The sequence below is a fragment of the Salinispira sp. genome (genome assembly GCF_059431795.1).
Genome location: NZ_JBXWXS010000029.1, coordinates 103125 through 120345, shown reverse-complemented (window position 1 = coordinate 120345; position 17221 = coordinate 103125). Strand labels below are relative to the sequence as shown.

The window sequence follows — 17221 nt, the reverse complement described above, 5'->3', positions numbered from 1 at the left end:
TGCGGCAGCGGAAACGGGGCATGGTGCCGTTGAGCTTGCTTGTATACACCCCGTGGCGGTAGTACCAGTCGGGATACAATTCTGTTTCATCGAAGAGGGTACACTCAGGGTTGGGGCAGTGGGGAATGTCGTACATGGAAACCTCCGGTTGGCAGTTGATACTCTACTAACCGGAGGTTTTCGCCTATCTGATTGCTTTCCACACTCTTTGGGGCATTATCTAAGTATTGAAATAGTGTTAAAAAACAGTTAGAAAACTGTTAGCAAACGGTAAGCAGGACAGCGCTTTCGGATTAATACATGCCATAGAGCAGATTTTACATGGCGGTTTGGAGAAGTGAATGGAAGAGTTAAATATGGTGGCGGAGAGTGTCCCTCTGCTGAAGCAGGTGTGGACTGGATTTACCCAGGTATTGAATATCGTCGGGGGACTTGGGGTTTTTATATTCGGGATGAAGATCCTCAGTGACGGTTTGCAGAAAGCTGCGGGGCAGCGAATGCAGAAAATCCTGGATAATATGACAGGCAAGCCTGTTTCTGCCATCTCCACGGGTTTGGTTCTCACAAGTATTATGCAAAGCTCCTCTGCGACAACGGTAATGGTTGTATCTGTGGTGAACGCCGGGCTGCTGAGTCTTGCCGGCGCCGCCGGGGTGATTATGGGTGCAAATATCGGAACGACGCTGACCGCATGGATCGTTTCTTCAATAGGTTTTAAGATCAGTGTTGCTTCTTTCGCACTCCCGGTAATAGCCGTGGGTCTGCCCCTGCTTATAAGTAGCCGATTTAAAAACAAAGGAGTGGCCGAGGCTCTGGTGGGTTTCGGAATCCTTTTTATTGGCCTTGGATTTCTTAAAGAATACATGGCCACCGAAGAAATGAAGGAATTCATCCGCTCTTTCATCCAGCTCATTCAAGTTGATATATATATTCTGAAGTTTCCCGTGTTCGTGATCTTGGGTACACTTCTCACGGTTCTGGTACAATCCTCTTCGGCTGCTATGACAATCACGCTCACCCTCATGAGCATTGGAGCCCTCAGCTTCGAGCAGGGCGCTCTCATCGTTCTGGGTGAAAATATCGGTACCACCATCACCGCTTACCTGGCCAGTCTTGGTGCCAATATCAATGCAAAAAAGGCATCAAGAGTACATTTAATCTTCAATCTTGCGGGTGTTGCCTGGATGTTTGCCGCCTTTTATGGCTTCACTTGGATCGTAACCGCAATTATACCCGACGGTACCGTGCTTTTTGGAAATTCAAATTCCGCGCTGTTTCAGCTGTCTCTGTTCCATAGTCTTTTCAATGTGACAAATACATTAGTCCTGATGTGGTTTATTCCCCAGATAGTAAATCTCGCAGGGCGTATGGTGGGGAAAGGGGGAGAAAGCTCCGATTCTCTGAAGTTTTTGTCCCATGGATATCAGGAAGTAAGCGATGCACTGATGTTCGAAGCAAAGCGCTACCTGGAGAAGCTGGGCACCACGGTAAAACGGATGACTCTCCGCTTCGTAGAGCTTTTGGAGGATTCCAAGCCCGATGTGAAGGAATATATAACCCTCCAAAAGAATGATGAGGACGAAACCGATGAACTGGAGGAGGAACTTTCCCGCTTCCTTTCTGATCTATCGGAAAAAGAGCTTTCTGCAGCACATCACCAGCAGCTAAACGATATGATCCGGATTGTTGCCGAGTTGGAAAGAATTGGAGATGAGGCTTTGACACTCATAGGTTTATGGAAGAAGCTTTCGAAACGGAATATCACTCTGGAAGAAGATCAAAAAAAGGAGCTTGGATCATACTTTCACAGTGTGATGGAGATGATGAATCTGGTCTTCGATACGGCAATTTATAAGAAACAGGCGTGGTCCAATGAGCATTTCATTGATGTTCGTCAGCGTTGCGAAAAGCAACAGAAAAAAATAGTAAAAGGCATTCGTAAACGCCTGAAAGCCGGTGCATATGTGAGACTCGAACTGGTCTATCTGGATATCGCACACACCCTGGGGAGCATTAAAACCCAGTTGAATGAAATTCTTCAGGGCGGTTTTGATGAGTATGGAGTCCCGGAGGAGTAGGCAGTCAGCCTCCGTCCTTGACAAATATCAACAAAAGCGCCAGTGCACAGAGGTTTGCCGCTGCCGAGACAGGCCCGATTCCCCATAATCCGAAACTGAGGTACATGGCCGGGCCTGTGGTGGCTGCAATGGTGGATCCCACAAGCCCTCCCGCAACACCAAGTGCGAGTACCCGGCCTCTTCCGGCAGGGTATTGTTCGCTTAAAAGAGGGAAGTTGCTTACGGTAGTGAATTCAAAAAAGAAGCGGGGGATCACCAGGCCGGCAAGGGCGGGGATCAGTGAAATATTCATAAAGGGAAGCAAAATGAATCCCAGGCTCATACCCATGGTGCCGTATATTAAGCTTTTACGTTTTCCGATCCTGTCTCCGGCAAGGCTGACCAGAATGCTTCCCACCCAGTCCGCAATGCCCAGCATAAGTGCAACCTGACCCAGGCGGGAAGGAGATAATAAGTACTCGGTTTCCAGAAAAAGTCCGTGGGAGATCATCAGGTGGAAAAGGGCAAAGAAGTTGAAGAAGTTTACTCCGATTGCCGCCCAGGCGGAACGACGCTGAGGACCCAAATGAAAGAATTCGGTCAGCCGTTCATGTCGGGCGGATCGGGGGCTCAAACCTGATTTATGCGGAGCAGTTTTATCCTTCCTCTCCCCGGGTATACCTCTTCCGTGACGGGAGGGGAGAACAAACATCAGAATTGCCGATACCACCATTCCCCCGCCGAGAATATACAGGGGTACCGTCCATCCGCTTTGTTCAATGAGTACTCCAATGACCGAAAGTCCGAAAATCCCCGCCAGCGCCCAGGAATACTCTAAAATACCAAGATAGCGGGACCGCTTGTGGTAGGGCAGAAGCGCACTGAGGTAGGAGTGAGCGTTGGGTGCGAATCCTCCCTGTCCGGCTCCCCAGAGCAGCATGGCGATAATCATCCATAAGATATTCCCCGCAGCAGCGAACAGCAGAATGCCGGCGGCTATGAGAAGGAGGTTTACCTGCATGATTCTTCGGTACCCGTAGCGGTCTGCCAGGCCCCCGATTACCGGAGCTATAAGACCCGAGAGGTTTCGTACGCTTACAAGTCGGCCCATGGACAGACCCGTGAGGCCGGCGCCTGATGCATACACTAATAGGTATGGGTTAAAGAGCTGTGTGGCGGTATCCACAAAAAATTTCGCCAACACCGCAATAGCAAGCATGGCACCCACATGTGCCGGAACCGCAGCAGCTGCGGAATGGGGTGTTTTTTCGGGCATACGATGAGCATACAGAAAAAGATCAAAACTTGAAAGCCGGTCAAAAAAGGATCCCTAACCGGCCCCAGTTCCCCTGGAGGAAAACACCCCCAGGACGCATCCCCCAGGTCGGGACGCATCTCTGAATCTGCGGATTTGAATTGTGGATTTCACCGAAAAATCGCCGTCCATTATGGAGTAGGGAGGCTGCTCTGCCGATATGTACGGTAATGAAACACTTCAGCATAAACGCAGCTGTCATTACCCGGAGACTATCTCCTGTGATGGGGACAATTGTTCTATTTTCCCTGTTGTTTTATCTCCCGTTTCTCACCGCGGAAATACTTCCCCGGCCACTCAGCGGGGCGATATATCCTTCTCCCGAACCCTTCACCCTGGGTGCCCGTGCAGCTCAAGTGTGTATCAATCTGTTAAGAGAGGAGATGTTTCTTCTGCATGCTCCCACAGCCGTTCCGGAACAGGATTTGGAAAACTTGACCGCCGGGTCAATTAACGGATCCGGCAAAGAAATCGTAAAGGTTTACAGAGTATGGGCCCGCCAAGTGGATCTAGACACGAGCATGCCTCCTGGACACCGAAGACGCTACATCATCGAAGTCAACGGAAAGCCCCTGGAGATGTCCACACATTTTATTGAATGGGATGGCAGAATGACAAACCTGCAGCTGCTGTTCACCTATAGAAATCAGTATCCCCCCAGAGGACTGGAGTACAGCGGGAGGAATTGATTTAGTATTTCCAGAGCTTGATCCCGCCTCCCGGCATGGGAGTGAATCCTTGTTGTATCATCAACTGACCCAGTTCATGGGATTCTGCCGGAGCACTTTCAATCTGTTCTATGGTAATGCTTTTCCGGTCCGTGGCCAGGTTGAGCAAATGATTTCTGTAAAAATCGATGATAATCTGATACCCCGTATGAGGTTTCAGTTCCTCTCCATCTGAACCGCTACTGTGCTGATCCGGTAGGCTGTGAGATGCATGGAGATTAATTTCCCTTCCATTTGCCTGAATTTCTGCAATGGGTACAGAAATATCTCCAAATGAAATGAGAATGAGAAAACTGTGCAGGCTGCGACGTCCTTTCAGCATTTCCGGAAGTATGCAGGGATCTGCGGCATTCACCCAATACCATCCGTTGGAAATACCGGGGCTTTCCTTACCCGAAGTTCCTCCGGAGTACTTCCCCGTAGAGCGTGAAAACAGCTCGTTCATGGCGAACTGGATACCGCTGCGCTGATCGCAGAGTTTACCTCCGACTATTTCTCCCGAAAGCTCCATAAGACGGAGAGTGGGGAGCATTTTCCTCCATGAGAAAGCCTTCCCCTCATCTTCCAGCGTACTGCGGTCAAGCATCCCATGGCGGAGAAAGAGTCGGTACACTTTGTCCTTTTCCCTTTCAAGGCTGCTTGCCGGGTTTTCAGAATTGGGGATCTGGGGCAGCTTATGCTCAACGTTGTTGCCGGCTGATACAGACCCGTCGACTGATTCGGCTCCTCCGCTTCCCCCAGATTCCCCTACCGAATTTCCGGTGGATCGGCCTGGTTGCACTGGAATAAAGACTCCCGGGAGGCTGGGGGAGCCGGTAACGCTGAAATTCAGGCCGTCCAAGCGATTACTTTTTCCGCCCACTGACCGGTGAGTTGATCTCTCCCGCCCACGCCGGTCTGCCCGGAGTGTACCGCCGCCCATCGCAGTTTCCCAAAGCCGCAGGGCTGCCGAACGTTTTGAATCCCCATGGGATGCACTGTTGGAGGAGCCGGGCTTTTTTGAGGAGGACAGGAAGTTGGCTGCCATAATCATGGCCTGGAATGAATCATTCATCACATGACCCTTGCTAAGAAGTTCCCAATTCTCAACAGAAATTGCAGTTGGTTCTTTCCATTCGAAATACTGGGAGGAATCTTCCCGGGATGCGAAACTGATTTGCCGTGTACCGCTGCAGGTCCACATCAGATCCAGTTGTCTGAATATGCCCTCAGCCAAAGCCGTGGACATTCTGCCAAGCCTTGCTTGAAAAAGTCCTCTGAGCAGCAGCTCCGATTTCAAATTCCTTCCGGACAGGGCTTCAAACATCCGGATATAGCGTTCTTCTTCCCCGTCTTGTTCTCTGAGGGCATACGTACCTGCCCCGGAGTTCTCAGGATAGTGATCTGAGTTGTGGGGTATGGGGTGCAGTTGGATTCCTTGAAGTTTTCTATTGCTTTCCTGAAGCTCATTGATCTTTAAAATGCGGCTGATCTTACGCGTATTCCTGCGGCGAATCCGTAGAAGCCGTTCCAGGGTTTCATCCAGACATATTTCCCGACCGTCAGTTTTTCCAGCCTCCAGTTCAAGAAGGTTATTAGATTCCCTGATTTCACTAAGGACTTCACTGCCCCAAATCTCCATGAAGCGCTTTTCCGGAACGATGGCTTGCCACCCCATCCATTCAAGAGCCAGGTCTGCGGCGGATAGTCGTGCACAACTGCGGTGAAGCCAAAGCTGTTCGGTTTGAAACTTTCGGTAGATTCCCTCCTCTTCCAAAAGCTGCGAAAAAGCTTCCCCTGGGTTCCAATCAGCGGCTTCCCCATTGCTTTCCAGGGCTCCTGTGAGTTCAGCAATTTCTTCCCCAGTCATGATTCGGCGGTCACTGAGGTAAAGAACCAATTCATCGGCACCGGTGGGTAGATATTCGCTGATGAGTCTGCGCATTTTGCCCAGGTATTCGGTTTGGATTTCTTTCGGGATATCTGGGAGGGGATCGGCGGATTGTAAGAGAGTATTCAACCATGACATGCCGTTTCCTCTGCCATTCGGTGAAGGAAGTTCCATGCGGTCATCCGCATAGAGATATTCATTATTTAGTTGCCACATGATATCCGATGAAAATGGGCTGGGATGTCCGGTAAAAATGCGGGTAATCTCGAGTTCGTCGGATTCAATTCTGTCCAGATGCTCTTTCAGTGCATTCAGAGCCAGATCATGATCAAACAGTTCTCTCCAGGTCTCATTGGTTATCGGGAAATCCTTCATCTCGTATACCCGCTCAAGCAGCTGTTTACTGCGCATTCTCTGAAGCCATAGAGGAGTACGCTGGGAGAAGCCCTGCTTAAGTATCAACAGAGCCCTGGATGCATTCACCCGGAATCTGGCTCCGAATAAACCGCTGCCCGGCAGTGCATCCGATAGAAGTGTATTCACCGAATCGGAATCCAGGCCGGTAAAGGGATCATATCCCCGGTACTCCCGGGGTACCGACAGTATCACCGCATCGTCATTATACATTCCGGTCAGCCTGATCCCATGTTTTTTGGAAAAACGGATCTGCATGCACATCAGCAGGGCTGCGTTCATCCGTCCGCCCTGAAGATTGTGAATGACAATGTGAATCAGGTCCGGGGTGAGAGAGGGATCGTCAAGTTCTTCGATCACGATGCGGTTTCGGCATGGGAGAGATGATGAGGTATCCGAGAGCTTTCGCTGGGCAGAAACCCAGGAGAATAGTTCCCGTGCTGAATTTCCGTCCATGGACACCTGCTCGGGCAAATCAGATATATACGATATTCTGCTCTGCTCTTCTTCCGATGAATCGAGAATTCGTTCTATACGGGTAAGCTCATCGGCTGTCTGTTGGGCCATTAAAGGGTCCACACCCAGGGCGTCGGCACGCCAAAAAGGCGCAAGCATGGCGCTTCGCCGGGTGGAAGATACGTGAACACTCCGGTTATCCATCTCATCGATCTTCCAGACGCGATTTCCCAGAGTGAATCGGTCGCCCAGACTTCGTTCGAATACAAATTCCTCATCCAGTTCGCCGATCTTCTCATTGCTGCCGCGTATTCGAAGGTCAAAGTATCCCCTGTCGGGGATGGTTCCGCCGCTGCTGTAAATGAGATAACTTAGCCCCTCCCGGCTCTCCAGTCTGAGCTCCGATTCAGGGGATGGTGAACGTGAGAGCATGAGTCGGGGTTTCAGTTCCCGGATTCTTGTGGACTCAAAACGGCCTGCGAGCATCTCTATTATGTTTCGGAAATGCTCCTCTTCCAGATTTCTATAGGGATAGCTGCGCTTGATAATTGAATAGAGGTCATCATACGAGATACTTCTTCCGGACGTTTCGGATATAATTATCTGCGCAAGAATATCCAGGCAGTTTTCCGGGATGTTCACATCTTCTATAACGCCCCGGAGAACCGCCCGGTAAATGCTCACGGCAGAAAGGGTCTCTCGAGGATGAAGGGGAATGAATACCGCACTGGAAATACCTTTCAGCCCATGATTGGAACGGCCGATCCGTTGCACCGCCGAGCTGAGGCTGAAGGGTGCCTGGAGAAGAATTACCCGATCCACCTCTCCAATATCGATGCCCAGTTCAAGGGTGGATGTGGCCGCCACCGCTTTCAGATGTCCTGCCTTCAGTTCCTGTTCTACCCAGTTGCGGTATTCACGGCTTAATGAACCGTGGTGGGCGAAAACGAGAGTATCTTCAAAATATTCATTCAGAAGCATTGCAGCCTTCTCGGCCGCCCGCCTGCTGTTGCAGAATAGAATGCTGCTGCTGTGGTTCAAAATTTCTTCGGCCATAACAGGAATTTGCCGTTCCCACCAACCCGTTGCAGGACCATCTCCCAGTTTGATTTCCAGTTTATATGCCCTTGTGCGGGAATCGGAGATGACGGATACCGGCCGGGGAAGGAACGTACGATCATAGCCGCCCAGGAAAGATGCCACCCTTGCAAGAGGTCTAACGGTGGCGGAAATTCCAAGCCGCTGAATTGTCCCCATGGGAGTCAACTCTTCAAGACGCTCAAGATTGGTCATGAGTAGGGTGCCACGTTTGGACCCGGCGATCACATGAATTTCATCCAGAATTACCATGCCGACATCCGAAAGAAGCTGTCGACCGCTCCGGGATGTGAGCATGATATTCAGGGTTTCAGGGGTTGTGACAAAAATATCTGGAGGAAATTTATTCAAGCGAGCCCGTTCTGCCGGGCTGCTGTCACCTGAGCGAATACCAGTGCGAATCTCCCGAATAGCCATATCCCTCGCTTCAGCTAATTCGGTGATTTCCTTCAGAGGACGATCCAGATTTCTGAGAATATCGTTGTTCAGAGCTTTCATGGGAGATATATACAGAATCTTTCCGGAGAATTTACCTTGAATAAGCGAGTTGATTGCCCACAGGAACGCGGATAATGTTTTTCCGCTTCCTGTGGGGGCGCAGATCAGCAGGTTTTCCCCCTCTGCTGTGCGTCTCCAGGCTTCGGTCTGTATATCTGTAGGAGCGTGGAAATTGGAGTTGAACCATTCACGAATCAGGGGATGAAATACTGAAAGAGCCTGTAACACGGAACAACTCCTTTGGACTGTGCCCATTCGATATACGGGTAAAATGCGGTATTTGCAAAACAGCCTTGTTGGTGAAGGCATTTCCCAAAATCAGCGATGTAGGAAATTGCCAAGACCTTTAGGAAGCATAATTCATTTCTTGTAAGTGGATCACTATTTCAACCCACTATTCAGCATCTTTCATAATCGAATTTAATGAGATGCTCGTTAGTATCCAGAGGGGGCATTCTCCCTGGCGATCTCAGGAACTGAAGTTCTGAATCTGCTATGTGCCGTTGCCGGGTTCTGCACATTGGCGAGCGGACTGCTGGCGCTTCCCGGTCGGATCAGCCTAACCCAGGCGGTCCGGCCGGGTGTGCCACGTTGAAAATTTCTATCAGTCATTCATCGAAACGGCCACCAGGAACTTTTTGTACATTCCCTTGAACATGGACAAAGTGATGAGCCGGGCGCAGACGGCCATCGAAAATGCCGGTGCCTCAGACCCCGATCGCTATCTGATGCTCTCCGAAGACCACTCTCCCTGGAGAACGAATCATCTGATGCTGGTCACCCGGGATGTGCCGGGCTACCCGACGCGAAGCCTATCGGGACAGTGGCGGGCCCGGGTCTTCGAAGGAAGCTTTCGGGAAGCCGGAGACTGGTATCGGGAAATGAACCACCCCCAGCCGGAAGGCGGCTCCGTCCCCGAAAGGATACTGGCGTTCTACACCACATGTCCCCGCTGCGCCAAAGAGTACGGGAAAAACTACGTGGTCATGTTCGCTAAAAACGCGTAAAGAAATGGTAAAAACCGGTATCTGCGAGATCAGATATCGTTCTACCAGGCACCATAATTATCGCTTGCCTGTTTCTACTCGGGCCTCATCGAGTCCCCACCATTCTTCAACTCTTATCACCTGGAAATCGGTAACTTCCAGGATATCGTCTCTTATTCCCTGCTCAACCGCTTCACGACCAGGGAAACTACCACCCACAAGCAGACCATTGTCGCTACCGGTGACAAATACTATCTACTCGAAACCATTATCCGCAGGCTATCTAGTATAACGCTAACCGAGTCATTTATATTATTCGATGAAAAACTCCACCTAGTAAGACTCCAACGATTTGGATTAGCTATGGCAACTCCGTTATTTGCTATACCTGGTTCTGCATTTCTAGTTTCTGCAGAAATCAGCTCTACCTCATACTCATCATCCGTTAACGATCGAAAATCGAACCTGTAATACATTACGTAATCGAATATTTCACTGTATTCAACCTGTACTCTCATCTCTAAGACCCTGTCAGTATTGGGGACCACAATCACAAACTCGGTGTCCTCCGTGTACATTTGTCGCTCCAGTACAATATCCACCCTTTTGGAAAAGCTTGATTCCGCGCTATTTTCACTAACATCATCTCCGCTAGGGATGGTGGAAGATGTAGTACCAGCGCTGCTGGTATTTCCAGTACCTGGGCTACTTGGAAAGCTGTTTGAATTGGAGGCACTGCCAGAACCGGATGAATTATCTGGATTATCTCTATTATTACCAACATCATTCCCGCTAGAGCTAGTGGAAGACGTGGTACCGGAGCTGCTGGTATTTCCAATACCTTCGCTGGCAGGAATTTCTGATTGTGATGCGATAGCTAAAGCTCCAAAGAGTTCGGCGTCGCGCTGGCGGAGCGCTTCTGTGTATTCAGACATTTCCTCCATACTTGCGATAAAACCTGCAGCCACATAGATACTTCCAGTGAGAAACCTGTCAAAATTCTCGACAGTACGTTCCCAGCGCTCACGTTTCTCCCGGAGTTCTGCTTCGAGCCTAGCCTGTTCAGCACGAGCCTCCTCAAGCGCAAGATCTCGTGCACGCTCCCCATACAAGGATGCCAGATCATTTGAATATTCGCGTATCTGCTCAGCGTATTGAATGGCCTCTTCCCCCACCGGCTCGAGAGCAAATGGGCGAAGTTCAGTTGTTGCTGAATCAATTGCCCCAACATTCACCCCCGTGACATCTTGGGATATCGATAGACTGCCCACAAGTGCTTCAAAATCAGAGAATTGCAGAATAACAATCTCCGTCTCGACCGCCCTTGCTACAGAGCCAGAAGTCCGAGAAGAGAGGCCGATTAACAGTTTTCTATCCGGGCTTATAAGTACAAACTGCCGAGCATCTTTGTATAGAACCTGAAAGGCTATCCCATCGCGAACTGCTCTCAAGTGGGTACGAAACGGCAGTAGATTTGCGGTTAAGACAAAAGTTTCCGGATTATCCATGTAGTATACGCGATCCTCTTCAGCAGACGGAAACTCACCAGCATAATCATCATCAACGAACATTAATCGTCTACCAGAATCTGATATCGTACCCTGCCGGAGGTTTATTGCGAGTGCTTCGGGGATTATTTTTACATTATCGACCTCAGTCGAACCAACGCTCCCTGGATTGTCGATCTCATACCCTTTAAACCACTGTGCGATATAAAACGGCAGGTACAGATTTTCCCCGTCGAATGGCAAGGATGTATAATCGCTCCATGGAAGCAACTCCTCACGGATGAGGAACCGTGGGTCACCTCGCAGTATTTGCCCAAAGTGTCCCCTATAGGCAAAAGTAATGGCATCTTGGTCAAGATTATCGATCACAGGTATACTACTGGAAAGTGATAAAAGATCTGGATTCGTGCTTTGCTGCTCTATTCTGTACCGAAACGGGTAATCATCGTATAAACGATCAACCGCGACCTCAGTACTAATACATCCGGAAAACAGGAATAATGCTATTGCAAGTATTGAGAATATAGTTCCCCTCTGAAAGAAACCAAGCCTATGAGATTTGAATTTTGTAGCCAACATATTGAAATGGACTCCTCCCGATAACCGCATCGGTATTCCTTTCTTTAAAATCGAACTGTAAATAATTGACCATCATAAGGATCACAACGTCATTATAATTGGAGCACTATGCAGCTATGGTGTGTCCAGAGGAATGTAGTAAGGATTGAAATTCCACATATCTACTTGTACATTGTCCCACAATACAAATCCGGATTCCTGTGCATTCGCCTCACCAATTACCGAGAGTTTAACCCAGAGATCTTCACCATAAAACGGTCTGGTGTAGTTTTCGGTGAAATCCGCTCTCAGTGATTGAATTACCCATTCTCCAGATCCAGGGATAGCAAGGTCATCACCCGCAACACTTACAAACTTCTCTTGATCATCAAGGTATCCGATCTCAAGGCGGGAAACGAGACCAATAGTCCTGGCAGACGCGAAAACATCGATGTAGTATTGCCCATAAGTAAGCTGAAACGTATTCATTTGATGCAAAAAGAAATTTTCATCCCCACTGCCAGAATAGATGACATAATCACCATCTGGAGCATCCAGCCCAAGGTAAAGCCGACCAAAACTTTCGCCATAGCCTTCCCACCCATCAGTTTGAACGCCTTCGCCTTCGAAACCATATGGTTCTTCAAAGCTTCCGTTTGCCAAGGGGGTAAACTTGGTAGTTACACACCCCATAGAGGTAGCGGCTAAAAAAAAGAAAAATACCACTTGAAAAAAAACGCGCATATTACTCATTTCTCCGTCCTTTGCTTGGATACTTCCATTGTTTTTCCTCGGTTACCGCTAAAATTGTCGCTACCATCGAAATTCAATTTACATCATTAAAACAATAATAACCAAATAATCTATTTCCGATATTCCGTAGTATAAATTAATCTTACTGCGCTATAGCGTGCAAAAACTTTTATTATTAGAAAAAGCCCTAGTGAAGTGTGTTCTCTCTTCATATCTAAATCCTGAGTATTTTGATCGAATTTTCGACATTATTTTTCCTGATGTCAATACAACGAGGCTATAAAAAAAACATCTACAACCGGCCAGCATTTTATGCCGGTGCAATGTTTTCAGGGAAGATTAAATTCGGTATTGCCGGACAGCTATTCTGATATTCCTCTCGTTCTCTTCGCTCCCTGGTGATTTTGACTTCTTCGAGCCAGGCTAAACCATTTTTGTATTGCTACAATCACAGCTTGAGCTTTCCTATATTGTGAACGAGGCAAAACAATTTCCGCTGTGTACGCACCTTCTTCAGTCCCCGCACAGTATAGTGCTTCCGCCCCTTGTCATTCCGTAGCTGACCAAACACCGGTTCTACGATCCCTATGCGCTTGGAATACATTGCACTTACTGATAGGAATTTTGAACGCGGCACACGTGCGAGATGCATTCACGATACAGTGGGCTGAGTAAAGGAAAAGAAGCCTGGGGCACGGATTATCTCCTTTCAATGCGAGCCGCACACCAGCGCACCAGCACACCAGGTGGGGTGAATCAGGCCATTGCGGAAACGGCAGCTTTGATTGTATACAGGGTGGAGTATACACTAACAGTATACAGTGGATTATCCGCAGCATCATGGATCGGAGGTATGGGATCATGCGAATTACCACTCTTTCGGAGATACTCAGGCCAATCCTCGCAGTAAGCGCCATGCTCTGTACCGCTGCCGGTGGACTTCTGGCGGTTTCTCAGCGGGTTGATCCGTCTCTCGCATTACCAGTTGACCAACACATCACATCGGCAGTATCCGGATTTAAGTGGTGGAATCTGGCAGCTGCCTGTCTGGCCGTGCTGTGTTTTTCCGCAGGGACCATGCCGCTTAATGATGCGGTGGATCTGGAGGCCGATCTGATCAACCGGCCGAGCAGACCCATCCCTTCGGGCAGGATCAGCATTTCCCGGGCCATTGGTCTCTTTGCCATTGTAAGTGCACTTGGGGGCGGGTTTTCCATCATGCTTCTGCTCAGGGGCGTTATCTGGCTGCCGGCTTCGCTTTCTTCGGGTTTCTGTTGAGCGTGCTCTACAATCTATTTGGGAAGAAGCTGGGTATTCTGGGTAATATGATGGTGAGTCTCTGCGTGGCTTCAACGGTACTTCTGGGGTACATGGCCCTGAGCCATGTTGTGAGCGCTTCGCTTCTGCGTTTCGTCCTTATTGTTTTCACCTCATCCCTGGTCCTGGAGCTTTCCGGGGATATTCAGGATGCCGCCGGGGATGCCCGAAGCGGCAGCAGGAGTTTGGCGGTGCTGCTGATCATTTCTTCGGGCTTTTTTAGCTTCTGAATTAATCATCAGTCTGAATAGATCAGCAATAATGAGGTAGTACAACCAGGTACGGTCTGTCACTCAGCAAACACAATATCCGCCAGCTGGCTCAAGTTTTGAATTTCAAAGTCGTATTTCGCCGTACCGGGATTCTCTGCATTTCCCGGATTAAACCAACAGGAGGGGAGTCCCGCCCGGTTCGCCCCGAGAATATCTGAGCCCAGGTTATCTCCGATCACCAGCACCCGTTCTTTTTTCACAGCTGTGCCCAAAAGTTTCATTGTGTGATGGAAAAAGTCCGGATGAGGTTTTGCCGCTCCCGCATCTTCGGAGACAATAATGTGACGGAAAAGGTGCTTGAGTCCGGTGCGCTCCAGTCGTTTATGCTGGGTTTCACGGATGCCATTGGTTACGATTGCCAGGGGAACATGGGGGGCCAGCTGATGCAGGATTTCTTTCGCACCGTCGATAAGGAATGCCGTATTCTGCAGCTCTTCAAGAAAGATGCCGCTGAATCGGCCGGCCTCAAGATCTGGCCGGATGCTTCCCGACGGAAGAGCATCACAGAACTTTTGAAAGCGTTGCAGCCTGAGCTGTTCCGAGCTGATGCGGCCCTGTTCAAGTTCCTGCCAGAGGCTGCGGTTAATACCCTTGTAGATGGGAAACCATTCTTCCCGGTACTCAAGCTCCATCCGAGCACATGAAGCCCGGAAAGCATATGCTTCTGAAGTATCAAAATCTAGCAGAGTGTGGTCTGCGTCGAATAGCAGCCAGTCGAAATTTGAAGTCATATATACTGCATATCAGGAAATGCCTTTTTTGACTATCGGTTGAGCAATAGTCTGAACTCAAAACGCTTATTCAAAGAAGCCGCCGCAGATTTTTTCGATAACCGTGTTCGCCAGGTAGAGACCGAAGATCCCGGTGAGGGTGGGGAGGCTGCCCAGTACATGTCGGGGATCTCTGTGAGCTTTTTGAAAATCCTTCTGGCTGTTTCCGAGCGGAGTGCGATCTGCCGATTGGTAATCAAAGATCACTTCTTCTGTTGAATACACGGCGGTAATTCCCCGGCTCACACCCCGTCTACGCAATAAGAGTCTCATTTTTTTTGCAACAGGACACATTCGGGTGTTCATTAGATCATCAATTCTTATACGGGATGGATCGCTCCGCAGTGCAGCCCCCATAGACGATATGCTGGGTATGCCTCTGTTCCATGCATATTCCAGGATATCGGCCTTGGAATAGAGAGAGTCTATTGCATCCACCAGCATTTCCGTTTCTCCTCCTGCAGAAGATGAGGAGGAATTCCGGGAAAAAATCTCATTTAGGGTATCTTTGCCGGCGACCAGCTGCCGGAGTTCAACTCGGCATCGAGGGTTAATATCCAGTACCCGTTGCCGGGCAACCTCCACTTTGCTCTTGCCCACAGTGGAATCAAGTGCTAAAAGCTGGCGATTAATATTGCTGGGGTGCACCGTATCGAAATCCACCAGTCTGAATGATTCAATACCGCTTCTGGCCAGAGCTTCCAGCGCGTAGCTACCCACAGCGCCCAGGCCTACAAGGGTAATTCGGGATCTCTGCAGCAGAGCCAGCTTTTCTTCACCTATGAGTCGGGAAATCCGTGAAAACCGTTCCATTCCTGAGTACTACATTAATTAACTCGTCCCTGTCAATTTCCAAGATTCGGGCGCAGCGCTCATACATGGATAGCAGCAGCCGGGAATAATCGGTATTCAGACTGTCCCGCACCCCTCCGTAAGGCCAGTCACTTTCAATAAGCAGCCGTTCCAGAGGTATGGCTTTGAGCCAGTGATTTGAAAAGGACTTCCCCGTTTTCGTTTTCCAGGTTTGTCTGTTCTGCCAATGAGCTCCGGGGCCGACGGAAAAGTAACAGTTAAATTTAAGAAAGCGTCTGATGTTTTCGGGATGTTCATACCAGGAATGAAGCATGATGGGGATTTCAGGCCGGTTCCTTTCAAGTACCTCCGCCACAGCACCCCCGCAGTTCAACACGTGGAGAACTGCAGGTCGACGGTATTTCATAGCTATTTGAAGTTGTCGGGAAAAAAGCTCTTCCTGTTCTTGCCGGGAAACCTGTGGATACAAGGGTTTGTCCATGCCGATTTCACCAACACCCAGATCCTCTCGGCTTTCAAGCAGTTCACTCAGTCGCCGTAGCCGGGGGTCCAAACCGTGGGGGGCAGCCTGATTCTCTCGGGATACGTTTCTGAGATTTCTGTGGACCTGTGCCGGATGAATACCAATATATGGGTGGATCCGGGGGGATGAGTCTTCCACAAGTGCCTGCCAGTCTTCTATCCCGGATGAGCAACTAATACTGCGAAGGTTTTCAGGGAACACTGTATCCCCGGCATCCTGGGTGTGGAGGTGGGCATCCAGAATCTCTGTGCTGATGTGGAAATCAGAGTAAACGGGCACCATTATGAATCGTACGACCGTTTTCTGTATCGGGAACCGCTAAAACCACCCTTTGGTGTGCATCATACAATCCCAGTACACGGCACTGGGATTGTATGGGTCCGATCTGCTTTGCTGGAAAGTTCACTACTGCAATTACCTGACGTCCGATTAATGATTCCGGGCTGTACAGATCGGTAATGCGAGCGCTGGATTTTCGGATGCCCAGTTCATTTCCAAAATCAATTCTCAGAATGAGGGCGGGGATTCTGGCTTCCTGAAAGATTTGAGCATCCACAACGGTTCCAATCCGCATATCCACCTTTTCAAACTCTTCAAGGCTGACCAACTCATCCATTATCCGGATCTCGAAATTCGCCCGCTGTCCCATACTTCCGGGAATAGTCCCGGGCTGCCTCTACGGCACTCACATCTGCCTTGCTTTGCTTCAGGTAGTACCAGTGAGAAGAGATCGCGAACAGCAGGCTTCCGCTGCTCACATCAGGAAAGACCTCCTGAAGCTCTGGTGTTTCAACGGCATCCAGAAGAGGTTCATATACTTCTTCCATCCATGAAAAAACCGCTTCATGCCAGTTCACCGGAGACGGACTGTGTTCGCTTGCGAAATACTTGTGCACTTCTATATGTTCCAGCAGGGCGTTCCATTCGGCTTCAGTGTCACAATGAAACCCCTGAGTAACCAATGTCTGTTTTAATAAATCGCGCTTTTCATTGACCGGAATGTCGTATACCATTGTTCCCTCCCCGAGATGAGGCAGTCCTGCATCCCTGTTACGGGTATCATACCTCAAAACAGAAGATATTTAAAGATAATCATTGACAAATAATAAAAAACACCCATGAGCATCTTTCGAAATTATATTTTAAAGGATGCAGGATACCGGGTTGAAACCATAATCCTCGCACAAGAAATGAATTAGTATTTCTAAAGATTTTGGTAATTACAAAAATCGCCGATGTTTGTAATTACCTTCCATAGTAAAGGATATCCAAATTATGATTTACG

Annotated in this window: 15 protein-coding genes; 5 read left to right on the top strand and 10 right to left on the bottom strand. The window is 49.1% G+C overall.

The window, feature by feature from the left end; all coding sequences use genetic code 11:
• Positions 1-341: 341 nt before the first annotated feature.
• Positions 342-2078 (top strand): Na/Pi cotransporter family protein, encoded by a 1737-nt coding sequence (locus tag AC52PS_RS09730; protein ID WP_495562869.1) that lies wholly within the window; start codon positions 342-344, stop codon positions 2076-2078.
• 4 nt (positions 2079-2082) lie between these two features.
• Here the strand turns inward: AC52PS_RS09730 and AC52PS_RS09725 are convergent, their stop codons facing one another.
• Positions 2083-3333 carry an MFS transporter gene (locus AC52PS_RS09725; RefSeq protein ID WP_495562868.1) on the bottom strand — a complete coding sequence of 417 codons (1251 nt, stop codon included), beginning with the start codon at positions 3331-3333 and terminating at the stop codon, positions 2083-2085.
• A 209-nt stretch (positions 3334-3542) separates the two neighbouring features.
• On the opposite strand from AC52PS_RS09725, the gene AC52PS_RS09720 reads away from it, so the two are divergent.
• The gene (locus AC52PS_RS09720; RefSeq protein ID WP_495562867.1) at positions 3543-4061 is read left to right on the top strand and encodes a hypothetical protein; all 519 of its coding nucleotides are present in this window, start codon (positions 3543-3545) and stop codon (positions 4059-4061) included.
• 1 nt (position 4062) lies between these two features.
• On the opposite strand, the gene AC52PS_RS09715 is transcribed toward AC52PS_RS09720, so the two are convergent.
• Positions 4063-8664 carry a DEAD/DEAH box helicase gene (locus AC52PS_RS09715; RefSeq protein ID WP_495562866.1) on the bottom strand — a complete coding sequence of 1534 codons (4602 nt, stop codon included), beginning with the start codon at positions 8662-8664 and terminating at the stop codon, positions 4063-4065.
• A 353-nt stretch (positions 8665-9017) separates the two neighbouring features.
• Between AC52PS_RS09715 and AC52PS_RS09710 the strand changes: the two genes are divergently transcribed.
• A complete protein-coding gene (locus tag AC52PS_RS09710; protein ID WP_495562865.1) occupies positions 9018-9443 on the top strand; it encodes a hydrolase in 426 nt (141 codons plus the stop codon).
• 230 nt (positions 9444-9673) lie between these two features.
• Here the strand turns inward: AC52PS_RS09710 and AC52PS_RS09705 are convergent, their stop codons facing one another.
• From AC52PS_RS09705 to AC52PS_RS09695, 3 genes are all read right to left on the bottom strand, one after another.
• Positions 9674-11509, bottom strand: coding sequence for a hypothetical protein (locus AC52PS_RS09705; RefSeq protein ID WP_495562864.1), 1836 nt, complete (start codon positions 11507-11509; stop codon positions 9674-9676).
• Positions 11510-11623: 114 nt separating this feature from the next.
• Positions 11624-12241: a hypothetical protein gene (locus AC52PS_RS09700; RefSeq protein ID WP_495562863.1), complete on the bottom strand. Its 618-nt coding sequence runs from the start codon at positions 12239-12241 to the stop codon at positions 11624-11626.
• A 448-nt stretch (positions 12242-12689) separates the two neighbouring features.
• Positions 12690-12845, bottom strand: coding sequence for a transposase (locus AC52PS_RS09695; RefSeq protein WP_495562862.1), 156 nt, complete (start codon positions 12843-12845; stop codon positions 12690-12692).
• Positions 12846-13102: 257 nt separating this feature from the next.
• Between AC52PS_RS09695 and AC52PS_RS09690 the strand changes: the two genes are divergently transcribed.
• Positions 13103-13519 carry a UbiA family prenyltransferase gene (locus AC52PS_RS09690; protein WP_495562861.1) on the top strand — a complete coding sequence of 139 codons (417 nt, stop codon included), beginning with the start codon at positions 13103-13105 and terminating at the stop codon, positions 13517-13519.
• A gap of 2 nt (positions 13520-13521) precedes the next feature.
• A complete protein-coding gene (locus AC52PS_RS09685; RefSeq protein ID WP_495562860.1) occupies positions 13522-13788 on the top strand; it encodes a UbiA family prenyltransferase in 267 nt (88 codons plus the stop codon).
• A 59-nt stretch (positions 13789-13847) separates the two neighbouring features.
• On the opposite strand, the gene AC52PS_RS09680 is transcribed toward AC52PS_RS09685, so the two are convergent.
• The 5 genes from AC52PS_RS09680 to AC52PS_RS09660 form a co-directional block, all read right to left on the bottom strand.
• The gene (locus tag AC52PS_RS09680; protein ID WP_495562859.1) at positions 13848-14561 is read right to left on the bottom strand and encodes a YjjG family noncanonical pyrimidine nucleotidase; all 714 of its coding nucleotides are present in this window, start codon (positions 14559-14561) and stop codon (positions 13848-13850) included.
• Between the two features lie 66 nt (positions 14562-14627).
• Positions 14628-15413 (bottom strand): tRNA threonylcarbamoyladenosine dehydratase, encoded by a 786-nt coding sequence (locus AC52PS_RS09675; protein ID WP_495562858.1) that lies wholly within the window; start codon positions 15411-15413, stop codon positions 14628-14630.
• Positions 15376-16215: a TatD family hydrolase gene (locus AC52PS_RS09670; protein ID WP_495562857.1), complete on the bottom strand. Its 840-nt coding sequence runs from the start codon at positions 16213-16215 to the stop codon at positions 15376-15378. The genes AC52PS_RS09675 and AC52PS_RS09670 overlap by 38 nt, the downstream gene beginning before the upstream one ends.
• Positions 16199-16552, bottom strand: a complete 354-nt coding sequence (locus AC52PS_RS09665) for a tRNA-binding protein (RefSeq protein WP_495562856.1) — start codon at positions 16550-16552, stop codon at positions 16199-16201. Before AC52PS_RS09665 ends, AC52PS_RS09670 begins: the two co-directional genes overlap by 17 nt.
• The gene (locus AC52PS_RS09660; protein ID WP_495562855.1) at positions 16545-16949 is read right to left on the bottom strand and encodes a hypothetical protein; all 405 of its coding nucleotides are present in this window, start codon (positions 16947-16949) and stop codon (positions 16545-16547) included. Before AC52PS_RS09660 ends, AC52PS_RS09665 begins: the two co-directional genes overlap by 8 nt.
• Positions 16950-17221 lie beyond the last annotated feature (272 nt).